Source organism: Mesorhizobium sp. M1227 (assembly GCF_040318315.1).
In the GTDB taxonomy this organism is placed as follows: domain Bacteria; phylum Pseudomonadota; class Alphaproteobacteria; order Rhizobiales; family Rhizobiaceae; genus Mesorhizobium.
This window is the reverse complement of sequence record NZ_JAMYLZ010000009.1, coordinates 133,036-153,252: the sequence shown is the minus strand read 5'-3', so window position 1 is coordinate 153,252 and position 20,217 is coordinate 133,036. Positions and strand designations below refer to the sequence as shown.

Annotated in this window: 20 protein-coding genes; 12 read left to right on the top strand and 8 right to left on the bottom strand. The window is 62.7% G+C overall.

Going from position 1 to position 20,217, the window contains the following annotated elements; all coding sequences use genetic code 11:
* Positions 1–5: 5 nt before the first annotated feature.
* A complete protein-coding gene (locus NKH28_RS14630) occupies positions 6–896 on the top strand; it encodes a DMT family transporter (RefSeq protein ID WP_352471389.1) in 891 nt (296 codons plus the stop codon).
* Here the strand turns inward: NKH28_RS14630 and NKH28_RS14625 are convergent.
* Positions 863–1,717 carry a YihY/virulence factor BrkB family protein gene (locus NKH28_RS14625; protein ID WP_292656768.1) on the bottom strand — a complete coding sequence of 285 codons (855 nt, stop codon included), beginning with the start codon at positions 1,715–1,717 and terminating at the stop codon, positions 863–865. The two genes, NKH28_RS14630 and NKH28_RS14625, sit on opposite strands and share 34 nt — an antisense overlap.
* A gap of 57 nt (positions 1,718–1,774) precedes the next feature.
* On the opposite strand from NKH28_RS14625, the gene NKH28_RS14620 reads away from it, so the two are divergent.
* The 7 genes from NKH28_RS14620 to NKH28_RS14590 all read left to right on the top strand — a co-directional run bounded on the left by NKH28_RS14620 (position 1,775) and on the right by NKH28_RS14590 (position 7,325).
* Positions 1,775–2,641, top strand: coding sequence for an SDR family oxidoreductase (locus NKH28_RS14620; RefSeq protein ID WP_352471390.1), 867 nt, complete (start codon positions 1,775–1,777; stop codon positions 2,639–2,641).
* Positions 2,642–2,664: 23 nt separating this feature from the next.
* Positions 2,665–2,856: a twin transmembrane helix small protein gene (locus NKH28_RS14615; RefSeq protein WP_023677950.1), complete on the top strand. Its 192-nt coding sequence runs from the start codon at positions 2,665–2,667 to the stop codon at positions 2,854–2,856.
* 25 nt (positions 2,857–2,881) lie between these two features.
* Positions 2,882–3,463 carry a cob(I)yrinic acid a,c-diamide adenosyltransferase gene (locus NKH28_RS14610; protein WP_352615986.1) on the top strand — a complete coding sequence of 194 codons (582 nt, stop codon included), beginning with the start codon at positions 2,882–2,884 and terminating at the stop codon, positions 3,461–3,463.
* A 25-nt stretch (positions 3,464–3,488) separates the two neighbouring features.
* Complete coding sequence (locus NKH28_RS14605; protein WP_352540182.1) at positions 3,489–4,292, top strand: rhomboid family intramembrane serine protease; 804 nt, start codon at positions 3,489–3,491, stop codon at positions 4,290–4,292.
* Positions 4,293–4,498: 206 nt separating this feature from the next.
* Positions 4,499–5,248: an electron transfer flavoprotein subunit beta/FixA family protein gene (locus tag NKH28_RS14600; RefSeq protein WP_023677947.1), complete on the top strand. Its 750-nt coding sequence runs from the start codon at positions 4,499–4,501 to the stop codon at positions 5,246–5,248.
* Positions 5,249–5,402: 154 nt separating this feature from the next.
* Complete coding sequence (locus tag NKH28_RS14595; RefSeq protein ID WP_023677946.1) at positions 5,403–6,332, top strand: electron transfer flavoprotein subunit alpha/FixB family protein; 930 nt, start codon at positions 5,403–5,405, stop codon at positions 6,330–6,332.
* A 114-nt stretch (positions 6,333–6,446) separates the two neighbouring features.
* A complete protein-coding gene (locus NKH28_RS14590; RefSeq protein WP_023677945.1) occupies positions 6,447–7,325 on the top strand; it encodes a 3-hydroxybutyryl-CoA dehydrogenase in 879 nt (292 codons plus the stop codon).
* Between the two features lie 8 nt (positions 7,326–7,333).
* Here the strand turns inward: NKH28_RS14590 and NKH28_RS14585 are convergent, their stop codons facing one another.
* Positions 7,334–7,972 (bottom strand): NrsF family protein, encoded by a 639-nt coding sequence (locus NKH28_RS14585; RefSeq protein ID WP_352471395.1) that lies wholly within the window; start codon positions 7,970–7,972, stop codon positions 7,334–7,336.
* 7 nt (positions 7,973–7,979) lie between these two features.
* Positions 7,980–8,522, bottom strand: a complete 543-nt coding sequence (locus NKH28_RS14580; RefSeq protein ID WP_352489432.1) for a sigma-70 family RNA polymerase sigma factor — start codon at positions 8,520–8,522, stop codon at positions 7,980–7,982.
* 202 nt (positions 8,523–8,724) lie between these two features.
* Here NKH28_RS14580 and NKH28_RS14575 point away from each other — a divergent pair, with 202 nt between their 5' ends.
* From NKH28_RS14575 to NKH28_RS14565, 3 genes are all read left to right on the top strand, one after another.
* Positions 8,725–9,732: an iron ABC transporter substrate-binding protein gene (locus NKH28_RS14575; protein WP_352816668.1), complete on the top strand. Its 1,008-nt coding sequence runs from the start codon at positions 8,725–8,727 to the stop codon at positions 9,730–9,732.
* A gap of 169 nt (positions 9,733–9,901) precedes the next feature.
* Positions 9,902–11,485 (top strand): ABC transporter permease, encoded by a 1,584-nt coding sequence (locus NKH28_RS14570; protein WP_352615994.1) that lies wholly within the window; start codon positions 9,902–9,904, stop codon positions 11,483–11,485.
* Complete coding sequence (locus NKH28_RS14565; protein WP_352743791.1) at positions 11,482–12,564, top strand: ABC transporter ATP-binding protein; 1,083 nt, start codon at positions 11,482–11,484, stop codon at positions 12,562–12,564. Before NKH28_RS14570 ends, NKH28_RS14565 begins: the two co-directional genes overlap by 4 nt.
* A gap of 22 nt (positions 12,565–12,586) precedes the next feature.
* Here the strand turns inward: NKH28_RS14565 and ugpC are convergent, their stop codons facing one another.
* The 4 genes from ugpC to ugpB form a co-directional block, all read right to left on the bottom strand.
* Positions 12,587–13,654 (bottom strand): sn-glycerol-3-phosphate ABC transporter ATP-binding protein UgpC, encoded by a 1,068-nt coding sequence (gene ugpC, locus NKH28_RS14560; protein ID WP_352452447.1) that lies wholly within the window; start codon positions 13,652–13,654, stop codon positions 12,587–12,589.
* 7 nt (positions 13,655–13,661) lie between these two features.
* Entirely contained in the window at positions 13,662–14,510 is an 849-nt protein-coding gene (gene ugpE, locus NKH28_RS14555; RefSeq protein WP_352570555.1) for a sn-glycerol-3-phosphate ABC transporter permease UgpE, read from the bottom strand.
* 8 nt (positions 14,511–14,518) lie between these two features.
* Positions 14,519–15,403 (bottom strand): sn-glycerol-3-phosphate ABC transporter permease UgpA, encoded by an 885-nt coding sequence (gene ugpA / locus NKH28_RS14550; RefSeq protein ID WP_352683133.1) that lies wholly within the window; start codon positions 15,401–15,403, stop codon positions 14,519–14,521.
* 81 nt (positions 15,404–15,484) lie between these two features.
* Complete coding sequence (gene ugpB / locus NKH28_RS14545) at positions 15,485–16,795, bottom strand: sn-glycerol-3-phosphate ABC transporter substrate-binding protein UgpB (protein ID WP_352471403.1); 1,311 nt, start codon at positions 16,793–16,795, stop codon at positions 15,485–15,487.
* Between the two features lie 297 nt (positions 16,796–17,092).
* On the opposite strand from ugpB, the gene NKH28_RS14540 reads away from it, so the two are divergent.
* Positions 17,093–19,525, top strand: coding sequence for a bifunctional diguanylate cyclase/phosphodiesterase (locus NKH28_RS14540; protein ID WP_352816670.1), 2,433 nt, complete (start codon positions 17,093–17,095; stop codon positions 19,523–19,525).
* 2 nt (positions 19,526–19,527) lie between these two features.
* Here NKH28_RS14540 and tlpA read toward each other — a convergent pair whose 3' ends face one another.
* A complete protein-coding gene (gene tlpA, locus NKH28_RS14535; RefSeq protein ID WP_023677933.1) occupies positions 19,528–20,211 on the bottom strand; it encodes a thiol:disulfide interchange protein TlpA in 684 nt (227 codons plus the stop codon).
* Positions 20,212–20,217 lie beyond the last annotated feature (6 nt).

The window sequence follows — 20,217 nt, the reverse complement described above, 5'->3', positions numbered from 1 at the left end:
GAAAAATGCACAGCCTCAAGCGGTTCATCCCCGCCTCTTTCGTCGTCCTGTGGGCGACCGGCTTCATCGGCGCGCGCTATGCCATGCCGTGGGCGGAGCCCTTTACTTTCCTGGCCGCGCGCTTTGTCCTGGCCGCAATCCTGCTTGTCGCTTTGATGGCCGCACTTGGTTCGAGCCGCGCCACCCGCGACGAGGCGCTGCACGCGACCGGCGCCGGCATCCTGATGCATGGCGTCTATCTCGGCGGCGTGTTCTGGGCCATCCACCGGGGCATGCCCGCTGGGCTTTCAGCCCTGATCGTCGGCCTGCAGCCGCTGATCACGGCAGTGCTCGCCGGCAGGCTTCTCGGCGAGGCCATCCTGCCGCGCCACTGGGCCGGTCTCGGCCTCGGGCTGATCGGTGTGGTGATCGTGCTCTGGCCGAAGCTCGGCGCGCTCGGCGGCGGGGTGACGGCCGAGACGCTGGGCGCCTCACTTGTCTCGGTGCTCGGCATGAGCGCCGGCACGATCTGGCAGAAGCGCTTTGCTTCCGGCGGCGATCTGGTGGCTGCCACGTTCTGGCAATATGTCGGCGGCGCATCTGTAATGGCCTTGGCCTCGCTAGCCTTCGAGACGCGAACGGTCATCGTCAATGGCGAACTGATCTTCGCCATGGCCTGGCTCGTGCTTGTGCTGTCGATCGGCGCCATCTTCCTGTTGATGGTGATGATCCGCGACGGCGAAATGTCGAAGGTCGCCTCGCTGTTTTACCTCGTGCCGGCCGTCACCGCGGTCATCGCCTGGGCATTGTTCGGTGAGCACTTGAGCCCGCTCCAGATCGCCGGCATGGCGATCGCGACGCTCGGCGTCGGGCTGGCGACGGCTCAGCCGCCGACGCGGGCACGCGCCTCTAAATAGCGGCTGATCGCGGCGTTGAGCTCGCCACCGAGGATGAAGATCGCTGATACGATGTAGAGGAAGACGACGGCGATCATGATCGAGGCGAGGCCGGCATAGGTCGTCACATAGGACGAGAAATGATCGAGATAGGCGGCGAAGATGGTCGACCCGATGAGCCAGCCGACCAGCGTGAAGATGATGCCAGGCACGATCGAAACGAAGCGGCGCTTGCCGGCCGGCAACCAGAAATGCACGGCGAACAGGCCGCCGATGATGACGACCGAGGCGATGACGTAACGCCACAGCGTGATCGTGCCCATGTAGGGCTTTATCCATTCGAAATGCGACTCGGCCAGCCGTGCCAGCAACGGCGCGAAGACCAGCAGCACGCTGATGGCCAAAAACCCGGCCGTCGCGATCAGCACGAAGATGATGCTCTGCACCCGCCGGTAGATGATGCCGCGCGTTTCCGAGACACGATAGGCCCGGTTGAGCGAGGTGCGCAGCGCCTCGATGCCGTTCGAGGCGAAATATCCGGCAAGCACGATACCGTAGGTCAACAGGTCACTGCGCCGGACGGTAAGCACGTTGAGCACCTCGCGCGCGATCGGTTTGGCGATCTGCTCGGGCCATGTGTCGAACACAAGGTGCACGGCGGTGTCGGCGAAAGCCTGCGCGCCGAAAAAACTCGCCAGCGTCGTAGCGAAGATCAGGAAAGGAAAAAGCGCCATCAGCGCGGTGATCGCCAGATGGCTGGCCATTGCCCAGCCGTCGTCGGTGTTGAAATGGCCGAGCGCGTCGTAGAGGACGCGTTTGAGGGCTACGATCTTCCGCAACAAGAACCGCGTTCCCTTCGATTGTCCCGACGCCGCGAATATGGGAAGGGTTTGCGGTAAATGACAACCCTAGGTCAAACCACCATTCCTCCCGGAGAAGAGTTGCGCACCATCATTGTCACAGGTGCCTCTTCCGGCATAGGCGCCTATTGCGCCCATGCTCTTAAGAGGGAAGGCTGGCGGGTGTTCGCAACGGCCCGAAAGCCCGAAGATATCGCCGCGCTCGAGGCCGACGGCATCGAGGCCTTTTATCTGGACTACACCGAGCCCGGATCGATCGAGGCGCTGGTGGCGTCGGTGCTGGAACGGACCGGCGGCCGGCTCGGTGCGCTCTTCAACAATGGCGCCTACGGACAACCCGGCGCCGTCGAGGACCTGCCGGTCGAGGCTTTACGGCAGCAGTTCGAGGCCAATGTCTTTGGCTGGCATGATCTCACTCGCCGCGTCGTACCGGTGATGCGCCGTCAGGGCCATGGTCGTCTCGTTCATTGCTCATCGATCCTCGGCCTCGCGCCGGTGCCTTTTCGCGGCGCCTACTCGGCATCGAAGCACGCTATCGAAGGGCTGATGCTGTCCCTCTATCAAGAACTCCGGGGTAGCGGCATCCATGTTTCGCTGATCGAGCCGGGGCCGGTGAAATCGAAGATCGCCAGCAACAGCCTCGCATGGTTCCTGGCGAATATCGATCACGAGAATTCCGTTCATCGCCTCGCCTATGCGGCGCAACTCAAACGGCTGCGGGCCGGCGGCAGCACATCGCGGCTGAAGCCCGGGGCGGAGGTGGTTTATGCCGCCTTGCACCATGCGCTTCTGTCGCGGCGCCCGCGCCCGCATTATGTGGTAACAGTGCCGGCCAGGATCGGAGTGATCCTTAAACGCATCCTGCCGGCTTCTGCACTCTACCGTCTGCTCGCCAATCGCGCCTGAACGCAATTCAACTGGAACACACCATGGCAACCGTCTTCAACATCCTCGCCGTTCTTGTCATGGTCGCAGTGGTGATCGTGCTGATCCGCGGCCTCATCAACATGATGCGCGGCGGCTCCAGCATGACCTCCAACAAGCTGATGCAGACGCGCGTGCTCTTGCAGTTCGTGGCCTTGGTGCTGATCATGCTGGCGGTGTATTTCACCCGTAAGTGACGCAGCACCAGCCGGGAGGTACCCCGTGGTCAAGCTCAACAAGATCTACACCCGCACTGGCGACGATGGCACCACCGGTCTCGGCTCCGGCGAGCGGCGGCTGAAATCCGACCTTCGCATCGACGCCTACGGCACGGTCGACGAGGCCAATGCCTGCATCGGCATGGCCCGCATTCATACCGCGGCAGTAAATCCGGCGATCGATGCGATGCTCGGCCGCATCCAGAACGACCTTTTCGACCTCGGCGCCGATCTGGCAGTCCCCAATAATGGCAAGCCGCTCGACTACGAGCCGTTGCGCATCATCGCCTCGCAGACCGACCGCGTCGAACAGGACATCGATCTCCTCAACAAGGACCTTGAGCCGCTCAAATCCTTCGTGCTCAACGGCGGTACGCCGGCAGCGGCTGCCCTTCACCTCGCCCGCACGGTGGCCCGCCGCGCCGAGCGCATCATGGTTGCGCTGTCGCAAGATCCAGACGAGCACGTCAACCGCGAGGCGATAAGATACATCAACCGTGTCTCGGACTTTCTGTTCGTCGCCGCACGCGCGGTCAATGACAACGGAAATGCCGACGTGCTATGGGTTCCCGGCAAGAACCGCTGAATCTGCCGGAACCGGGAGAGGCCTGATGTTTATCCCGCTTTATGACACCAACCGGCTGCGGCACATCAAGCTGCAATATGTGACGATCAGCCTGATCGCGCTCAACGTGCTGATCTACTTTGTCACCACATTGGGCGGCGAGGATTTCGCCAACGCCGCGGTGATGGGCCTCGGTTTCATCCCGTCGGTTGTGCATGACAGCGTCGAGCTCGCTCCGCAATTTGTCGTCATTCCGGAGAGCCTGAGCTATCTGACCTATTCCTTCCTGCACGCGGATATCTTCCACCTCGGCGGCAACATGCTGTTCCTGTGGGTGTTCGGCGACAATGTCGAGGATGCACTTGGCCATGTCCGCTACCTCGTCTTCTACCTGCTTTGCGCCATCGCCGGCGCTTTCCTCCAGGGTCTGGTTGCCTGGGATTCGCGGGTGCCGCTGATTGGCGCGTCGGGCGCCATCGCCGGTGTGGTCGCCGCCTATCTGATCCTTTATCCGCGGGTGAAGGTATGGGTGCTGGTCTTCGCGCGCATCCCGTTGCGCATCCCGGCCTTCATCCCGCTGATCCTGTGGATCCTGTTCCAGATCTTCATGTTCTCCCAGGGGGGCGAGGATCAGGTTTCCTGGGCCTGCCATATCGGCGGCATCATCGCTGGAGCCGTGCTGGTGCTTGTCTTGCGCAGCCGCGGCGTACCGCTACTCGCCGGCGCAGACGAGGAGCCGGCCGTGGTCGCCGGTCCGGCGCCCGTAGCCGGGGAGCCGGCGCCAAGCGACCCACAACCTGCGCAGCCGGCGCCGCGCTGGGGCCGGGGAAGCGTTTCCGGTCCGGACTGAACCGATTTGAGTGCTTCGCCGAGGATCCGAGTGCGCCTCGGATATTGACGCGCGGGGTTGCCGCAACTACGGAAGCGCCACCCTACTGGCGTGGCGAAGACCAGAATTCCGTCCGGAATGTCGGCTTTCGACAACTATGAAGAGGTGCACGCTGCTATAGCGCGCCCGACGAGCGTGAAAAGACTATCGTGAAAGAGGGCAGGCAAATGAAGATCCTTGTGCCCGTGAAGCGGGTTGTGGATGCGAACGTCAAGGTCCGGGTGAAGGCGGACGGTTCGGCGGTGGAACTCGCCAACGTCAAGATGGCGATGAACCCGTTCGACGAGATCGCGGTCGAAGAGGCGATCCGGCTGAAGGAAGCTGGCAAGGCCGAAGAGATCATCGTCGTGTCGATCGGGCCGCAGCAGGCACAGGAGACCTTGCGCACGGCGCTCGCCATGGGCGCTGACCGCGCCATCCTGGTCAAGACCGACGAGCAGACTGAGCCGCTGGGCGTCGCCAAGGTGCTGAAGGGCGTCGTCGAGGCAGAACAGCCCGGCCTTGTCATTCTCGGCAAGCAGGCGATCGACGACGATTCCAACCAGACCGGCCAGATGCTGGCCGCACTTCTCGGCTGGGCGCAGGGCACCTTCGCCTCCAAGATCGTGCTCGACGGTGACAAGGCCACGGTGACGCGCGAGGTCGATGGCGGCCTGCAGACGCTGGAACTGAAGATGCCGGCGATCGTCACGGCCGATTTGCGGCTGAACCAGCCACGCTACGCTTCTCTGCCCAATATCATGAAGGCCAAGAAGAAGCCGCTCGACGAGAAGAGCCCTGCCGATTACGGCGCCGACGTCAAGCCGCGGCTTAAAGTGATCAAGACCGAGGAGCCGGGCGGCCGCAAGGCGGGCGTCAAGGTCAAGAGCGTCGCCGAACTGGTAGACAAGCTGAAGAACGAAGCCGGCGTGCTCTAAGGAAATCCGATGAGGCCGGCCTGCAAACGGCCGGTTCTCCGCTTCCGGTGCTCACGTACTGAAGTACGCTCCGCTCCGGTTCTCGAAACCAACCGTTTTCGACTCGGCCTGACCGGATTTCAGGAGCCTCGAAGACGAAAGTCAGGAAAACATCATGGCTATTCTTCTGATTGCCGAACACGACAACGCTGCGCTTTCCGACCAGACCGCCAAGGCGCTTTCGGCGGCGCTCCAGATCGGTTCGGACGTGCATGTGCTGGTTGCCGGCAAAGGCGCCAAGCCGGCAGCGGACGCCGCCGCCAAGCTCAAGGGCGTCACCAAGGTACTGCTCGCCGACGCCGACGAACTGACCGAGCGTCTCGCCGAACCGCTGGCGGCACTCGTCGTTTCGCTTGCAGAGCCATACGAGACGATCATCGCGCCGGCGACCTCGTCGGGCAAGAACGTTGCGCCCCGCGTGGCAGCGCTGCTCGATGTCGCCCAGATATCTGAAATCATCGAAGTCGTGTCGCCCGACACCTTCAAGCGACCGATCTATGCCGGCAACGCCATCCAGACGGTGCAGTCCAGTGACGCCAAGAAGGTCATCACGGTGCGTACCGCTTCCTTCCAGGCAGCGCCCGAGGGCGGTTCCGCGCCGGTCGAGACGGTCCAGGCGGCGGCCAATCCCGGCCTGTCGAGCTTTGTCGAGAACAAGCTCTCCGAGACCGACCGTCCAGAGCTGACCTCGGCCAAGATCATCATCTCGGGCGGCCGTGCGCTGGGCTCCTCCGAGAAGTTCCAGGAGGTCATCCTGCCGGTCGCCGACAAGCTCGGTGCGGCGGTTGGCGCATCTCGCGCCGCCGTCGATGCCGGCTATGCGCCGAACGACTGGCAGGTCGGCCAGACCGGCAAGGTGGTAGCGCCCGACCTTTATATTGCCGTCGGCATCTCCGGTGCCATCCAGCACCTTGCCGGCATGAAGGATTCGAAGGTGATCGTTGCCATCAACAAGGACGAGGAAGCGCCGATCTTCCAGGTCGCCGACTACGGTCTCGTCGGCGATCTCTTCGTCATTCTGCCGGAACTGCAAAAGGCGCTTTGACGCCTTCTGCCAAAGCGTATTAAATTCTGAGGGGTGGGGTAGACGAAGTCGCCCCGCCCTTTTAGTTTGCACTGCACAAAAAACGGGCCGCAAAGGCCTCGACGGGATCGGGTAATGAGCAAGATCGAGACGATCGGCATCATCGGCGCGGGCCAGATGGGTGGCGGCATCGCCCATGTGTCGGCGCTGGCGGGCTATAAGGTGCTGGTTTACGATATTTCGCCCGACCGCATCGAAAAGGGCATCGCTACGATCAGCGGCAACATGGCCCGTCAGGTCGGCTCCGGCAAACTCGAGGAAAAGCTGCGCAATGAGGCGATGGCGCGCATTTCGGCGGCACCGGCCATGGCCGACCTTGCGGGCGCCGATCTGGTGATCGAAGCAGCGACCGAGGACGAGACGGTCAAGCGCAAGATCTATGCCCAGCTCTGCCCGCAGCTCAACCCCGAGGCCATCCTGGCGACGAACACGTCATCGATCTCGATCACACGGCTGGCTTCGCAGACCGACCGGCCGGAACGCTTCATCGGCATACATTTCATGAATCCGGTTCCGGTGATGAAGCTGGTCGAACTGGTGCGCGGCATCGCCACCGAGGACCAGACCTTCGAGGCGGCAAAAACCTATGTGAAGCAGCTCGACAAGACGATCACCGTCTCGGAGGATTTCCCGGCCTTCATCGTCAACCGCATCCTGCTGCCGATGATCAACGAGGCGATCTACACGCTCTATGAAGGTGTCGGCTCGGTCGACGCCATCGATACCGCCATGAAGCTCGGCGCCAACCATCCGATGGGGCCGCTGCAGCTTGCCGATTTCATCGGGCTCGATACCTGCCTGTCGATCATGCAGGTGCTGCATGACGGGCTGTCGGATTCGAAATACCGCCCCTGCCCGCTGCTGGTCAAATATGTCGAGGCCGGCTGGCTCGGCCGCAAGACCGGGCGCGGCTTCTACGACTATCGCGGCGAGCATCCCGTTCCGACACGCTGATCACCTCGCTACCAGCGCACAAAAAGTCGTCCGCCGAGCGCCCCGAGCACGGCAAGGATGGCGACCGCGATCGTATACCAGGTGCCGACGAAAAGCGGCGAATCGTCGAAGCAATGCGCCGCATAGAAGGTCGCCGCCAGCCCGCCGGCAAGCAGGCCCGCGGCCGCACCGGCAAGCACCGGCCTTGTCGGCGCGCCATGGCGCAGCACCGCGAGAAAGACGGCAAGCGGGCCGATCCCGATCAACGGAATGAAGGTCAGGCAGATGACCATGTTCGTGCCGACCAGGCGCGTGCCCCAGTCGGACGCAGGCACGGCGAAGAGTTCGAAAATCACAGCCACAATCACCAGCAGCGGCGCGGCGATCATCCAGCTCACCGCCCGGCCGGTCGATGCACCGGGCGTCGACAGCCCACGCACCAGGACAAAGGCGCTGACGGCAAGAGCAATCGTGAAGACGAATTTGGACAGGAACCGCATCGTGTGCATGGCGATCGCAATGTCGGGGCGCGGGCCGATCGTCAGCCAGAAAACCGCGGCCGCGATCACGATGGCCACGCCGGCGGCAAGCCACCAGGCGGTGCCTAGCGGCAGCGCCTTGCTGCGGGCATCGGCGTCAAGCGCCCTGATGAAATCTTCGGTCCTCATGTTATTCTTATTCCCGCCCCGCCCTGAACCGTTTGGCAATGGCGGCAAGCCCGCGGTGCAGTGACACCCGCACAGCCGTCTCGCTGATGCCGAATTTGGCCGCGGTCTCACCGATTGACCGGCCTTCGACCGATACGGCCGAGACGACGGAACGCTGTGCCGGCGACAGGCTGTCGAGCGCCCGGTTGACGTCGCGCTCGCTCACCGTCTCCGATTCCGGCTCGGCAAAGGTCTCGGCGATTTCGTCGATCTCGATCTCGATCCGCCGACCGCGCCGCCGGAACGCATCGATCAGCTTGAAGCGGGCTATTGCATAAACCCAAGGCAGCACCGGCGCATCATGGCGCCAGGTGTGTCGTTTCACATGAATGGCCAGCAAGGTTTCCTGCACTACATCCTCGGGATCCACCCCGCCCTGCACGATCTTGCGCCGGGCAAAGCCACGAACGAGCGCGGCGATCCGGTGCAGAAAGTCGGCATAGGCTCTTTCGTCTCCGGCGATCGCGGCCCGCAGCAGCCGTGAAAGCTCGGCTTCGTCCTTGCCGCTCACAAGAGTTCACTCCCCGATATTCGCGTCTCGGCGCTGATTTGTTACGTGGCCGGCGAAATAATGTCCAAGGCAAATTAGCTGAGCATCACGAAAGTTTGCTCCTTTTGAGCGATTGAGTGGGCCAGCAATGTTGACTGCGCTAGTCATGTATTGATAGGTGCAGCGTGCCAAGCCAAAGCCAATCGAAATCGAGGACGACGCCATGAAATATGCTCTTTCCGCCCTTGCCGGTGCGACAGCACTTGCAATCAGCCTGATCGCCGGCCCGGCAATGGCAGAGGACGAGGGCATCGTCGTCTACAACGCCCAGCACGAAAACCTGACCAAGGCTTGGGCGGAGGGATTCACCAAGGAAACCGGCATCAAGGTTACCGTCCGCAATGGCGGCGACAGCGATTTTTCCAACCAGATTGTTGCCGAAGGCACCGCTTCGCCCGCCGATGTATTCCTGACGGAGAATTCGCCGGCCATGGCATTAGTCGAGGCGGCCGGCCTGTTCGCATCGGTCGACACCGAGACGCTGGCTCAGGTTCCGCAGGAGTACCAGCCGGCGAGCGGCAAATGGGTCGGCGTCGCCGCGCGCAGCACCGTCTTTGCCTACAACAAGACCAAGCTGACCGCCGACCAGCTGCCGAAATCGCTGCTCGATCTCGCCGATCCGAGCTGGAAGGGCCGCTGGGCCGCTTCTCCCTCCGGCGCCGATTTCCAGGCGATCGTCAGCGCGCTTCTGCAGCTCAAGGGCGAGGCAGCGACGGCCGAATGGCTGAAGGCGATGAAGGAGAATTTTACCGCCTATAAGGGCAACAGCACGGTGATGAAGGCGGTCAATGCCGGCGAGGTCGAAGGCGGCGTGATCTACCACTATTACTACTACGGCGATCAGGCCAAGACCGGCGAGAACAGCAAGAATGTCGAGTTGCACTATTTCAAGCACCAGGACCCCGGCGCTTTCGTCTCGGTTTCCGGCGGTGGTGTGCTGGCCTCGAGCAAGCACCCGAAGGAAGCGCAGGCTTTCCTGAAATGGGTCACCGGCAATGGCGGCCAGGACGTGCTGAAAACAGGCGATTCGTTCGAATACGCAGTCGGCAAGGGCGCCGAGTCCAATCCGAAGCTGGTGCCGCTGGCCGATCTGCAGGCGCCGAAAGTCGACCCAACGACGCTGAACTCGAAAAAGGTGACCGACCTGATGACGGCGGCCGGCTTGCTTTAGCCGGCGTTCGTCCTAAAAGGGCAACCGACTGCGCTCCTGTGGGAATTCGCTTTCCACAGGAGCGCTCTGTTTTCAAGATGGCATTTGCCTATGACCACAAGCTACCCGCGAGATTATCCGCCGCCGATCGTTTCCGCCTCCGGGCGGAGCTGGCGCAACGTCTGATCTGATGCAATCCGCGATCGATCTCGCACGCCCAGGCTTGCCGGCCGACGCCACGGCCGTGCGGGCACGTCGTTGGTCGGTCTCATGGATTGCGTTGGCTGCCGTCTTTGTCTCGCTTTTCGCGCTGCTGCCGCTTGCCTTCATCGTCTGGGTGGCGGTGCAGACCGGCTGGGAAACGGTGGCGGCGCTGGTGTTCAGGCCGCGCGTCGGCGAACTTCTGGTCAACACCAGCCTGCTGGTGGTGTTGGCGGTGCCGATCTCGATCGTGCTGTCGGTCATGCTGGCCTGGCTGACCGAGCGCAGCGATCTGCCGGGTACCCGCCTATGGGCCTGGCTGTCGGTGGCGCCGCTCGCCATTCCGGCCTTCGTCCATAGTTACGCCTGGATCACCATGGTGCCCAGACTGCACGGCCTGTGGGCCGGCGTGCTTGTGTCGGTCATCGCCTACTTCCCCTTCCTTTATCTGCCGGTGGCGGCGGCATTGCGCCGGCTCGATCCCGCTCTCGAAGATGCAGCGGCAGCCCTTGGTCTCGGCCCGTGGCGTGTGTTCAGGCGTGTCGTGCTGCCGCAGCTCCGGCTCGCCATTTGCGGCGGCTCCCTGCTGGTCGGCCTGCATCTCCTGGCCGAATACGGGCTCTATGTGTTCATCCGCTTCGACACCTTCACCACCGCGATCGTCGACCAGTTCCAGTCGACCTTCAACGGTCCCGCCGCCAACATGCTGGCCGGCGTGCTGGTGACCTGCTGCCTTGTGTTGCTCGGGCTGGAGGTGCTGGTGCGCGGCGAGGAGCGCTATGCCCGCGTCGGTTCGGGTGCTGCGCGCCAGCAGCAGCGCACGAGCCTTGGGCGCGCCACCATTCCTTGCCTGCTGCTGCCTGCCATTACCACGCTGCTGGCGCTCGGCGTGCCGTTCGCCACTATCGGCCGCTGGCTCATGGCCGGCGGCGCCGATGTCTGGCGGCTCGACGAGATCGGCCTGGCGCTTGGCCAAACGCTGTTCCTAGCAATTGCCGGCGCGCTGCTCGCCACCGTCGCGGCAATGCCGATGGCGTGGATTTCGATCCGCGCGCCGGGGCGGCTGCAACGCGTCCTGGAGGGCTGCAACTATATCGTCGGCGCGTTGCCCGGCGTTGTCATCGCCCTGGCGCTGGTCACCATCGCCGTGCGTATCGCCATGCCGCTCTACCAGACCCTGTTCACCATCCTGGTCGCCTATGCGCTGATGTTCCTGCCGCGCGCTCTGATTAGCCTCAGGGCGTCGATCGCACAGGCGCCGGTCGAGCTCGAACGCGCCGCCTCCAGCCTCGGCCGGTCGCCGCTCAAGGCGCTGTGGTCGACGACCATCCGCCTGTCGGCGCCGGGCGCCGCAGCCGGCATGGCGTTGGTCGCGCTGGGTATCATGAACGAATTGACCGCAACCCAGATGCTGGCGCCCAACGGCACCCGCACGCTGGCCATGGCGTTCTGGTCCTATAGCGGCGAGATCGACTATGCGTCGGCGGCGCCTTATGCCCTGATCATGGTGGCGATGTCGCTGCCTTTGACCTGGTTGCTCTACGTCCAGTCGAAGCGGATGGCCGGGCGATGAGCTTTCTCGAGCTGAGCGGCATCCACAAGCACTACGGGCCCGTCGCAGCACTTGCCGGCGTCGACCTCAGCGTGGCCAGCGGCAGCCGTACGGCAATCGTCGGGCCGTCCGGTTGTGGCAAGACCACCTTGCTGCGGCTGATCGCCGGCTTCGAGGCGCCGGACCAGGGCCGCATCGTGCTCGATGGCGAGGTGCTGGCCGATGGCGACACGGCCGTGCCGGCGCATCGCCGCGGCATCGGGCTGGTGGCGCAGGACGGCGCTCTATTCCCGCATCTGAGCATCGCCGCCAATATCGGCTTCGGCATGGGGCGTCACGAGGAAAAGCGCAGTGAGCGCATCGCCGAGCTCGCCTATGTCGTCGGGCTGGACAAAGGTATCCTGAAGCGCCGTCCGCACGAACTCTCCGGTGGCCAGCAGCAGCGCGTCGCGCTCGCCCGCGCCATGGCCATGAAGCCGCGGCTGATGCTGCTCGACGAGCCGTTCTCGGCGCTCGACACCGGCCTGCGCGCCTCGATGCGCAAGGCCGTGGCCGAGCTCCTTGAAACCGCCGGCATCACCACCATCCTGGTCACCCACGACCAGGCCGAGGCGCTGTCATTCGCCAGCCAGGTCGCGGTGATGCGCGACGGCAAATTCTCGCAGGTCGGCACGCCGCGCGAGCTCTATTTCAAGCCGAAGGACAGGATGGTCGCCGAGTTCCTTGGCGACGCCATCGTCCTGCCGGCAAGGATCGCCGATGGCTTCGCCATCTCGCCGCTCGGCCGCATCGCTGTCGACAGCTCGGAGCGGCGCGACGTCGCCCGCATCATGCTGCGGCCGGAGCAGGTGTTGCTGAAACGCACATCGCGTGAAGGCATGTCCGGCACGCCGGACATGCTGTTCGGCGAGGTGACGGATTCGGAGTTCGCCGGCTCGATGTGCACCATCGCGGTGCGTCTGTTGAACAGCCCCGATCCGCCCGACGCCGCCGCCATCGGCAATACGCCGTTGATCCTGCGCAAGCCGGGCATGGACGCGCCGGCGATCGGCGAGATCGTCCGGCTGACCGTGTCGGGCAAGGCGCATGTGTTTGCATGAACGGTTTTGCGCAAGGCCGACTTCAATCGACCCGTTTGCCCGCCTGATCGAACCAATGCAGCTTTTCGGACCTGGCCACGACGCGCAATTGGTCGCCTGGCTTGGCGCTGGCGCGGCCTGAGACGCGCACCACGATGCGGCTGCCGGCTGCCACGCAATGGAGAAAGCTTTCGGCACCGACCGGTTCGACCGCTTCCACTGTTGCCGGCAGCGCGAGCGCGCCGGCCGGCGCCTCTGCCGCGAAGGTGATGTCGGCGTCCTCCGGACGAAAGCCTAGTGTCACTGCCTTGCCCTGTCGAGGCGCCAAGCCAATCACAGTACCGTCCGCCAATACCGAGCTTGGGGAGGCCCCTGTGAGCGCCAGCAGATTCATCGGCGGTGCGCCTATGAACGAAGCGACGAAGGTCGAGGCCGGTTTCTCGTACACATCAAGCGGCGCGCCGGTCTGCTCGACCAGGCCGGCGTTCATGACGACGAGGATGTCGGCCAACGTCATCGCCTCAAGCTGGTCGTGCGTGACATAAACCGAGGTGACGCCAAGCGAGCGTTGCAGATTCTTGATCTCGATGCGCATCTGCCCGCGTAATTTCGCATCGAGGTTGGACAGCGGTTCGTCGAACAGGAAGACCTTCGGGTTGCGCACGATGGCGCGACCCATGGCGACGCGCTGGCGCTGACCGCCGGAAAGCTCGCGCGGGCGCCGGTCGAGCAGCGCCGAAAGCTCCAGCACCTTGGCAGTCGAGCGTACCCTGCTGTCGATCTCGTCATTCGGCGTGCCGCGGTTGCGCAGGCCATAGGCCATGTTGTCATAGACCTTCATATGTGGGTAGAGCGCGTAGTTCTGGAACACCATGGCGATGTCGCGCTCGGTCGGGCCAATGGCGTTGACCACCTTGCCGTCGATGGCGACTGTACCGGCAGAAATCGTCTCCAGTCCGGCGATCATCCTCAGCAGCGTAGACTTGCCGCAGCCGGAGGGGCCGACCAGCACACAAAGCTCCTTGTCGGGAATGGCGATGGAAACGCCCTTCACGGCCTCGACGCCGCTGGGATAGATTTTCCTGACATCCTTCAGATCCACGGTCGCCATCGGCTTCTCACTTTTCGGATTCGACCAGACCGCGCACGAACCAGCGTTGCATCAGCACGACCACCAGGATCGGCGGCACGATGGCCAGCATTGCCGTGACCATCACGAGGTGCCATTGGGTGTCGGCATCGGCGAAGGAAACCATCTTTCTCAGCGCGATGACGATGGTGTTCATGTCGTTGCTGTTGGTGACGAGCAGCGGCCAAAGATACTGCGTCCAGCCATAAATGAAGAGGATCACGAACAGCGCGGCGATGTTTGTCCGCGACAGCGGCACCAGAATATCGAAAAAGAAGCGCCATGGCCCGGCACCGTCGACACGCGCCGCCTCGACCAATTCGCCCGGTATGGTCATGAAGAACTGGCGAAACAGCAGCGTTGCGGTGGCCGAGGCGATCAGCGGGACGATCAGGCCGGCATAGGTGTCGATCATGCCGAGATCGACCATCACCTTGTAGGTCGGCAGGATGCGCACCTCGACTGGAAGCATCAAGGTGATGAAGATCAGCCAGAAGAAGGTCATGCGCAACGGAAAGCGAAAGAACACGATCGCGTAGGCCGACAGGATCGAGATGAAGATCTTTCCCACCGCAACGCCGAGCGCCATGATCGTGGTGTTGAGGAGCAGCCTGCCGACGCTGACCCCGCCGATACGACCGATGCCGCCGAACAGCGCCTCGCTGTAATTGTTCCATAGCTGGCCGCCGGGTAAGAGCGGCAGGGGCGGCCTGAGGATCGTTTGCAGCGTGTGCGTCGAGGCAACGAAGGTGTAGTAGATCGGAAAAGCCACGATCAATATGCCGAGGATGAGCACGGCATGGGCGATGAAGGTGCGGAGCGGGGACTGGCCGATCATCGCTGCCCTCAGCCGTAGTGGACTTTGCGTTCCACATAGCGGAACTGGATTGCTGTGAGCGCGATGACGATGGCCATCAGGATGACCGACTGCGCCGCCGAGTCGCCCAGGATCAGATTGACGAAGCCGTCATTGTAGACCTTGTAGACCAGCGTCTCTGTCGTCTTGCCCGGCCCGCCGCCGGTGACGGCATGAACGATGCCGAACGTGTCGAACAGGGCATAGACGGTGTTGACGACCAGCAGGAAAAAGGTTGTCGGCGCAAGCAGCGGGAAGACGATGGTCCAGAAGCGCTTGGTTTCGCCGGCGCCGTCCATGGCCGCCGCTTCGATCAGCGTTTTCGGCACCGCCTGCAGGCCGGCGACGAAGAACAGGAAGTTGTAGCTGATCTGCTTCCAGGCAGCAGCCGACACCAGCAGGATCATGGCGTGGGTGCCGTTGAGCAGCGGGTCCCATACGACGCCGAGGCTTCTCAGCAAATAGGCCAACGAGCCGATCGAGGGATTGAACAGGAAAAGCCAAAGCATGCCGGCAATCGCCGGCGCCACGGCGTAAGGCCATATCAACAGTGTGCGGTAAAGGCCTTTGCCGCGCACGGCCTTCTCGGCCATGACCGCGAGCAGCAGGGCCACAACCATGGCAACGATCGCGGTCGCAAGAGAGAACACTACTGTGACCTTGATCGAGTTGAGGTAGGCCGGATCGGCCAGCACCTTCCGGAAATTGGCAAACCAGACGAACCTGCTCTTCAGCCCGAACGGGTCTTGCCTGAGCATCGACTGGTACAGCGCCTGACCGGCCGGCCAGTAGAAGAAAACCAGGGTGATGGCGAGTTGTGGCGCCACCAGCAGGTAGGGCAGGATCTTGTTGGGAAAGACGACGCGTGGAGACAGGCTGATTTCCCTCGCTATCCAGGTATCGCCCGCGCGAGCTCGCGTGGGCGATATTCCAACCGACTAACTGAGATAATCCCGTCAGTTCTCCAGCGCTTCCTTGATCGCCGCGTTGCCGCGCGCAACCGCATTGTCGAGTGCCTGCTGGGCGGTTTGCTGGCCGGCCAGCATCTTCTCCAGCTCCTCGTTCTGGATATCACGCACCTGCGGCAGATTCGGCAGGCGCACGCCCTTCGAATTGTCGGTCGGCGACTTGCCGATCATCTGCAGGATGGGTGTCTCGCGGCCGGGGTTCTTGTCATAGAAGCCTGATTTCTTAGTCGCCTCGTATGCCGCAAGCGTCACTGGCAAATATCCCGACTTCTGGTGCAGATATTCCTGCACATCGGTCTTGGACAGATAGGCAAAGAAGGCCGCGACGCCCTTGTATTCCTCGTCCGACTTGTTGCCGAACACCCACAGGCTGGCACCGCCCGGCGTCGTGTTCTGCGGGGCACCCTTGGCGTCACTGTCGTAAGGAAGCTGGCCGATGCCATAGTTCATGCCGGACTTGACGATATCGCCGAGGCCGCCCGACGATTCGGTGAAGATGCCGCATTCGCCGGCGAGGAATATCTGCTTGGCTTCGGAGGTGCGCCCGCCATATTTGAATGTGCCGTCCTTGGCCAGGTCAGCGAGCGCCTGGAAGTGGTTGACGAAAATCGGCGCATTGATCTTGAGTTCGACATCACCGCCGGCCAGGCCATTCTGCTGGGTGGCCCAAGGCACGTCATTCCACGCCGCGAAATTCTCCAGGTGGATCCAGGTCAGCCAGGTCGAGGTATAGCCGCAAGGGGCGGCGCCGCTCGTCTTGATCTTCTTGGCAGCTTCCCACACCTCGTTCCACGTCTTGGGCGGATTGTTCACGTCGAGGCCTGCCTTCTGGAAGATGTCCTTGTTGTAATAGAGGATCGGCGAGGAAGAGTTGTAGGGGAACGATAGCATGGTGCCGTCCGGCTTCGAATAATAGCCGACGATGCCGGGCAGATACTGGCTCTTGTCGAAAGTCATCCCGGCGCCGGTCATCACATCGGCCACCGGCTTTATCGCACCCTCGGCCGCCATCATCACGCCGGTGCCGACGTCGAACACCTGGAGGATATCTGGCGCTTGCCCGGCACGAAAGGCAGCGATGCCGGCATTCAGCGTCTCCGGATAGGTGCCCTTGAACACCGGAACGAGCTCATAGTCGCTCTGGCTGGCGTTGAAATCCTTGGAGATCTTGGCGACGACCTCGGCGTTGGCGCCGGTCATGGCGTGCCACCAGCTGATCTGCGTGACGGCGAAGGCGGAGGTGGTGGAAAGCAGGGTCACGGTGGCGGCGATACCGGCCGCAAAGCCGAAGAACTTCATGTTTCATCTCCCGTTTGTCATTGGCGAAAGGGGCACTTCCGCAAAGCCAATATGTGGCGCTGATGACAATCGGACAACGGTTTTATTGCGGATCAATGAACATCATTCCTTCCTAAAGTGCACTCGCTACTGAAACCGGGCGCCAGAAATCACATCACTGTCTTTTTGGGCGCAGCGGCGTCGGTTTTCCCCCGAAAAGACCCGCCTCATGGCCCACGGGTTAACCATTCGTTAAAATCTCCAAGAGCTAATCAGTCACACCTCCCCTGTTAATTTTGGCAGACCGAGTGAACCAGGATGCTGACGGTCTATAATTGTATTGTAAGTCAGCACGATCCGAGACTGGTTGCGCTTGCCGCACTCATCTGTGGAATTTCTTGCTTCTCAGCGGTTAATCTCCTTAAGCATGTCGGCCGATCGACCGAGCGAAACCGGCTTGTCTGGCTGATGATCGCCGCGGCCTCGACCGGGTTCGGCATATGGGCGACGCATTTCATCGCCATGACCGCGTTTACGCCGGGAATACCGAACGCATACAATCCGGGATTATCCGCCTTTTCGCTTGCCGCCGCCGTTATCATGACCGCGCTTGGGATGTGGGTCGCCACCTTGCGCCGCGGCATCGACCATTTCCTCGTCGGTGGCGCCATTCTGGGCGGCGCCATCGCGACGATGCACTACATCGGCATGGCAGCTTTCGAGGTCGAAGGCCGGGTCGTATGGAACCTGCTCCTTGTCGCGATATCGCTTCTGGCCGGCGTGACCCTCGCGGCACTGGCGCTCCTTGTCGTCTTGCGCCGTCCGTCAGCGCTCGCGACTTTCGGCGGCGCCGCGCTTTTGACGCTGGCGATTTGCAGCTTGCATTTCATCGCGATGGCCGCGGTGTCGATCATTCCGGATTCCTCGATTGAAATATCCGAACATTCCATCGAGCCCATTTCCCAGGCCTTTGCCGCAGCGGTCGCCAGCCTGATAATCCTTGTGCTATCGGGTGCCGCGCTGTGGATCGACCTGCGCTTTCGCCGCCAGAAGCTCGAGGCCGATCGCATGCACGATCTCGCCAATGCGGCGGTGGAAGGTCTGATCGTTTGCGATGGCACCCGCATTGTCAGCGCCAATGACAGTATGGCGAAGCTGACCGGAACAGCGACAGCCACCCTGAACACGATGCAATTCGGCGAGCTTTTCGACGGACAGAGCGCAGCCGATATGTCCGGCTTCGGCGAACAGGCGCAGGAAGCGAAGTTAAGGGGCAGCGACGGGGCGAGAATTCCTGTCGAGCTGATCGCCAGGAAAATCACCTACTGCGGCAGGCCTCATACGGTGCTTGCCGTTCGCGACATCCGTGAGCGCAAGAAGGCAGAACAAGAGATCCTCCGCCTCGCGCATTTCGATCCGCTTACCGGGCTTGCCAATCGGCGGAGCTTTTCTTCCCGGCTGGAAGCAGAATTCGCCTCGATGGATCGTGGCGGCAAGGATGGACATCTGGCGCTCCTGCTGCTTGACCTCGACCGGTTCAAGCAAGTCAACGACCTCTATGGCCACGGGGCCGGCGATGCTATGCTGCAGAAGCTGGCGCACTGCATTTCCGGCATCCCGCGCCACGGACAGATGCTCGCGCGTCTCGGCGGCGATGAATTTGCCATCATAGCTCCGAACCTCCCCGACCCCCTGGCCGCAGGCCGGATAGCCGAGGACTTGCTGGCGGCGATCCGGGAGGAAAACAGGGTTTCGGTCGGCTCCGGCCTCGTCTCGGCCAGCATCGGCATCGCCTTCTTTCCGCTGGATGCCGAAGACCAGGCCGGCCTGATCAGCCATGCCGACACGGCACTCCATCGCGCCAAAACCGAAGGCAGGGACACTTATCGGTTTTTCGAGATAGCCATGGGCACCGCGGCCCGCGACAAGCGCGTGATGGAGCATGAATTGCGCCAGGCGATCGCCCGCAAGGAGTTCCACCTCGTCTATCAGCCGCAGAAGGAGATCCGCGGCGGCAGGATGATCGGCTTCGAAGCCCTGGTCCGTTGGCAGCACCCTGAGCGGGGTGACATTTCTCCGACCGTTTTCATCCCCGTGGCCGAGGACAGTGGCGCTATCGCGCAGATCGGCGACTGGGTGCTGACGACGGCTTGTAACGATGCTGTTCGCTGGACAAACCCGCTGATGGTCGCCGTCAACGTCTCCGCCGTGCAACTTCACAATCCGAACTTCAGCCGCAAGGTGCACGACGCATTGACGAGATCCGGCCTGGCCCCCGGCAGGCTCGAACTGGAGATCACCGAAACGGCCCTGGTGAAGGACATGCCGCGCGCGCTGGCAACCTTGAGGCAGGTCAAGGCGCTTGGCGTGCATGTGGCGATGGACGATTTTGGCACCGGCTATTCTTCGCTGTCCAACCTCAGCGCCTTTCCCTTCGACAAGATCAAGATCGACGGGTCGTTCATCAAATCGGTCGACAAGAACGCCCAGTTCGCGGCGATCGTTCGCGCCGTGCTGGGGCTTGGACGCGGTCTCGGCTTACCGGTTCTGGCAGAAGGCATCGAGACGCCGGGTGAATTGCAGTTCCTGGACGCCGAGGCTTGCGAGATCGGGCAAGGCTACTACCTCGGCAAACCGGCTCCGATCGAGACATTCGGGGAACTGACGGGCGTGGCCGCTCCGGCAATCCGCACCGCCAGCCGACGCGGCGCAAGCATTGCCGTGCTCAAGCCGCGCCTGCGCACGGTCTGAGCCTATCCCGGCTGAAGCGCCGCCTCGACCAGACGCTTGGCATCCGGCCCCGACCATTCGGCCGGGCCATTCATATGGGCGATCAGGCAGCCTTGCCCATCGATCAGCATGGTGACCGGCAGACCGAGCGCCAGGCCGCGCGTCTTGACGTCGTTGAACAGCGCCATCGTGGCATCGCGATAGTAGCCGAGCGACTTGACGCCGGTGTCCTCCAGGAACTTCTTCGGTTTGGCATCGTCGCCGGCATCGACGTTGACGGCAACAACCTGAAACGCATCGCTGCCCATCTCCTTCTGCAGCGCATCGAGCGCCGGCATTTCGGCGCGGCAAGGTGCGCACCATGTCGCCCACAGATTGAGCAGCACCGTCTTGCCGGCATGATCGGCGATCGTCGTCGGCTTGCCGTCGGGGCCGTTGAAGGCAAGGCTTTTCAGTGATTGCGGCGGATCCGCCGGCAAAAGCGCGGCAACCTGGCCGGTGGCAGCGGCGGCGATCTTCTTGGCACGGTCGGTCTTGGCGGCGCAGGCGACGTCGTCCTTGCCGCCGCCGGCGGCCACTTGCGCGGGCGCCTTGTTGCCAGAACTGCTTTCCCTGACATATACCGCGACCGCGCCGGCCAGCACGCCCGCAACCAAAGCGGCGAGGATGAGACGCAAAGCCGGGAAAAATCTATTGCCGTCTGCCATTTTTGA

Bases quoted from the DNA above. Each gene is read 5' to 3' on its own strand.
- NKH28_RS14630 (WP_352471389.1), top strand. From the start codon at position 6: ATGCACAGCCTCAAGCGGTTCATCCCCGCCTCTTTCGTCGTCCTGTGG.
- NKH28_RS14620 (WP_352471390.1), top strand. From the start codon at position 1,775: ATGACAACCCTAGGTCAAACCACCATTCCTCCCGGAGAAGAGTTGCGC.
- NKH28_RS14615 (WP_023677950.1), top strand. From the start codon at position 2,665: ATGGCAACCGTCTTCAACATCCTCGCCGTTCTTGTCATGGTCGCAGTG.
- NKH28_RS14605 (WP_352540182.1), top strand. From the start codon at position 3,489: ATGTTTATCCCGCTTTATGACACCAACCGGCTGCGGCACATCAAGCTG.
- NKH28_RS14600 (WP_023677947.1), top strand. From the start codon at position 4,499: ATGAAGATCCTTGTGCCCGTGAAGCGGGTTGTGGATGCGAACGTCAAG.
- NKH28_RS14595 (WP_023677946.1), top strand. From the start codon at position 5,403: ATGGCTATTCTTCTGATTGCCGAACACGACAACGCTGCGCTTTCCGAC.
- NKH28_RS14590 (WP_023677945.1), top strand. From the start codon at position 6,447: ATGAGCAAGATCGAGACGATCGGCATCATCGGCGCGGGCCAGATGGGT.
- NKH28_RS14585 (WP_352471395.1), bottom strand. From the start codon at position 7,972: ATGAGGACCGAAGATTTCATCAGGGCGCTTGACGCCGATGCCCGCAGC.
- NKH28_RS14575 (WP_352816668.1), top strand. From the start codon at position 8,725: ATGAAATATGCTCTTTCCGCCCTTGCCGGTGCGACAGCACTTGCAATC.
- NKH28_RS14570 (WP_352615994.1), top strand. From the start codon at position 9,902: ATGCAATCCGCGATCGATCTCGCACGCCCAGGCTTGCCGGCCGACGCC.
- NKH28_RS14565 (WP_352743791.1), top strand. From the start codon at position 11,482: ATGAGCTTTCTCGAGCTGAGCGGCATCCACAAGCACTACGGGCCCGTC.
- ugpC (WP_352452447.1), bottom strand. From the start codon at position 13,654: ATGGCGACCGTGGATCTGAAGGATGTCAGGAAAATCTATCCCAGCGGC.
- ugpE (WP_352570555.1), bottom strand. From the start codon at position 14,510: ATGATCGGCCAGTCCCCGCTCCGCACCTTCATCGCCCATGCCGTGCTC.
- ugpB (WP_352471403.1), bottom strand. From the start codon at position 16,795: ATGAAGTTCTTCGGCTTTGCGGCCGGTATCGCCGCCACCGTGACCCTG.
- NKH28_RS14540 (WP_352816670.1), top strand. From the start codon at position 17,093: ATGCTGACGGTCTATAATTGTATTGTAAGTCAGCACGATCCGAGACTG.
- tlpA (WP_023677933.1), bottom strand. From the start codon at position 20,211: ATGGCAGACGGCAATAGATTTTTCCCGGCTTTGCGTCTCATCCTCGCC.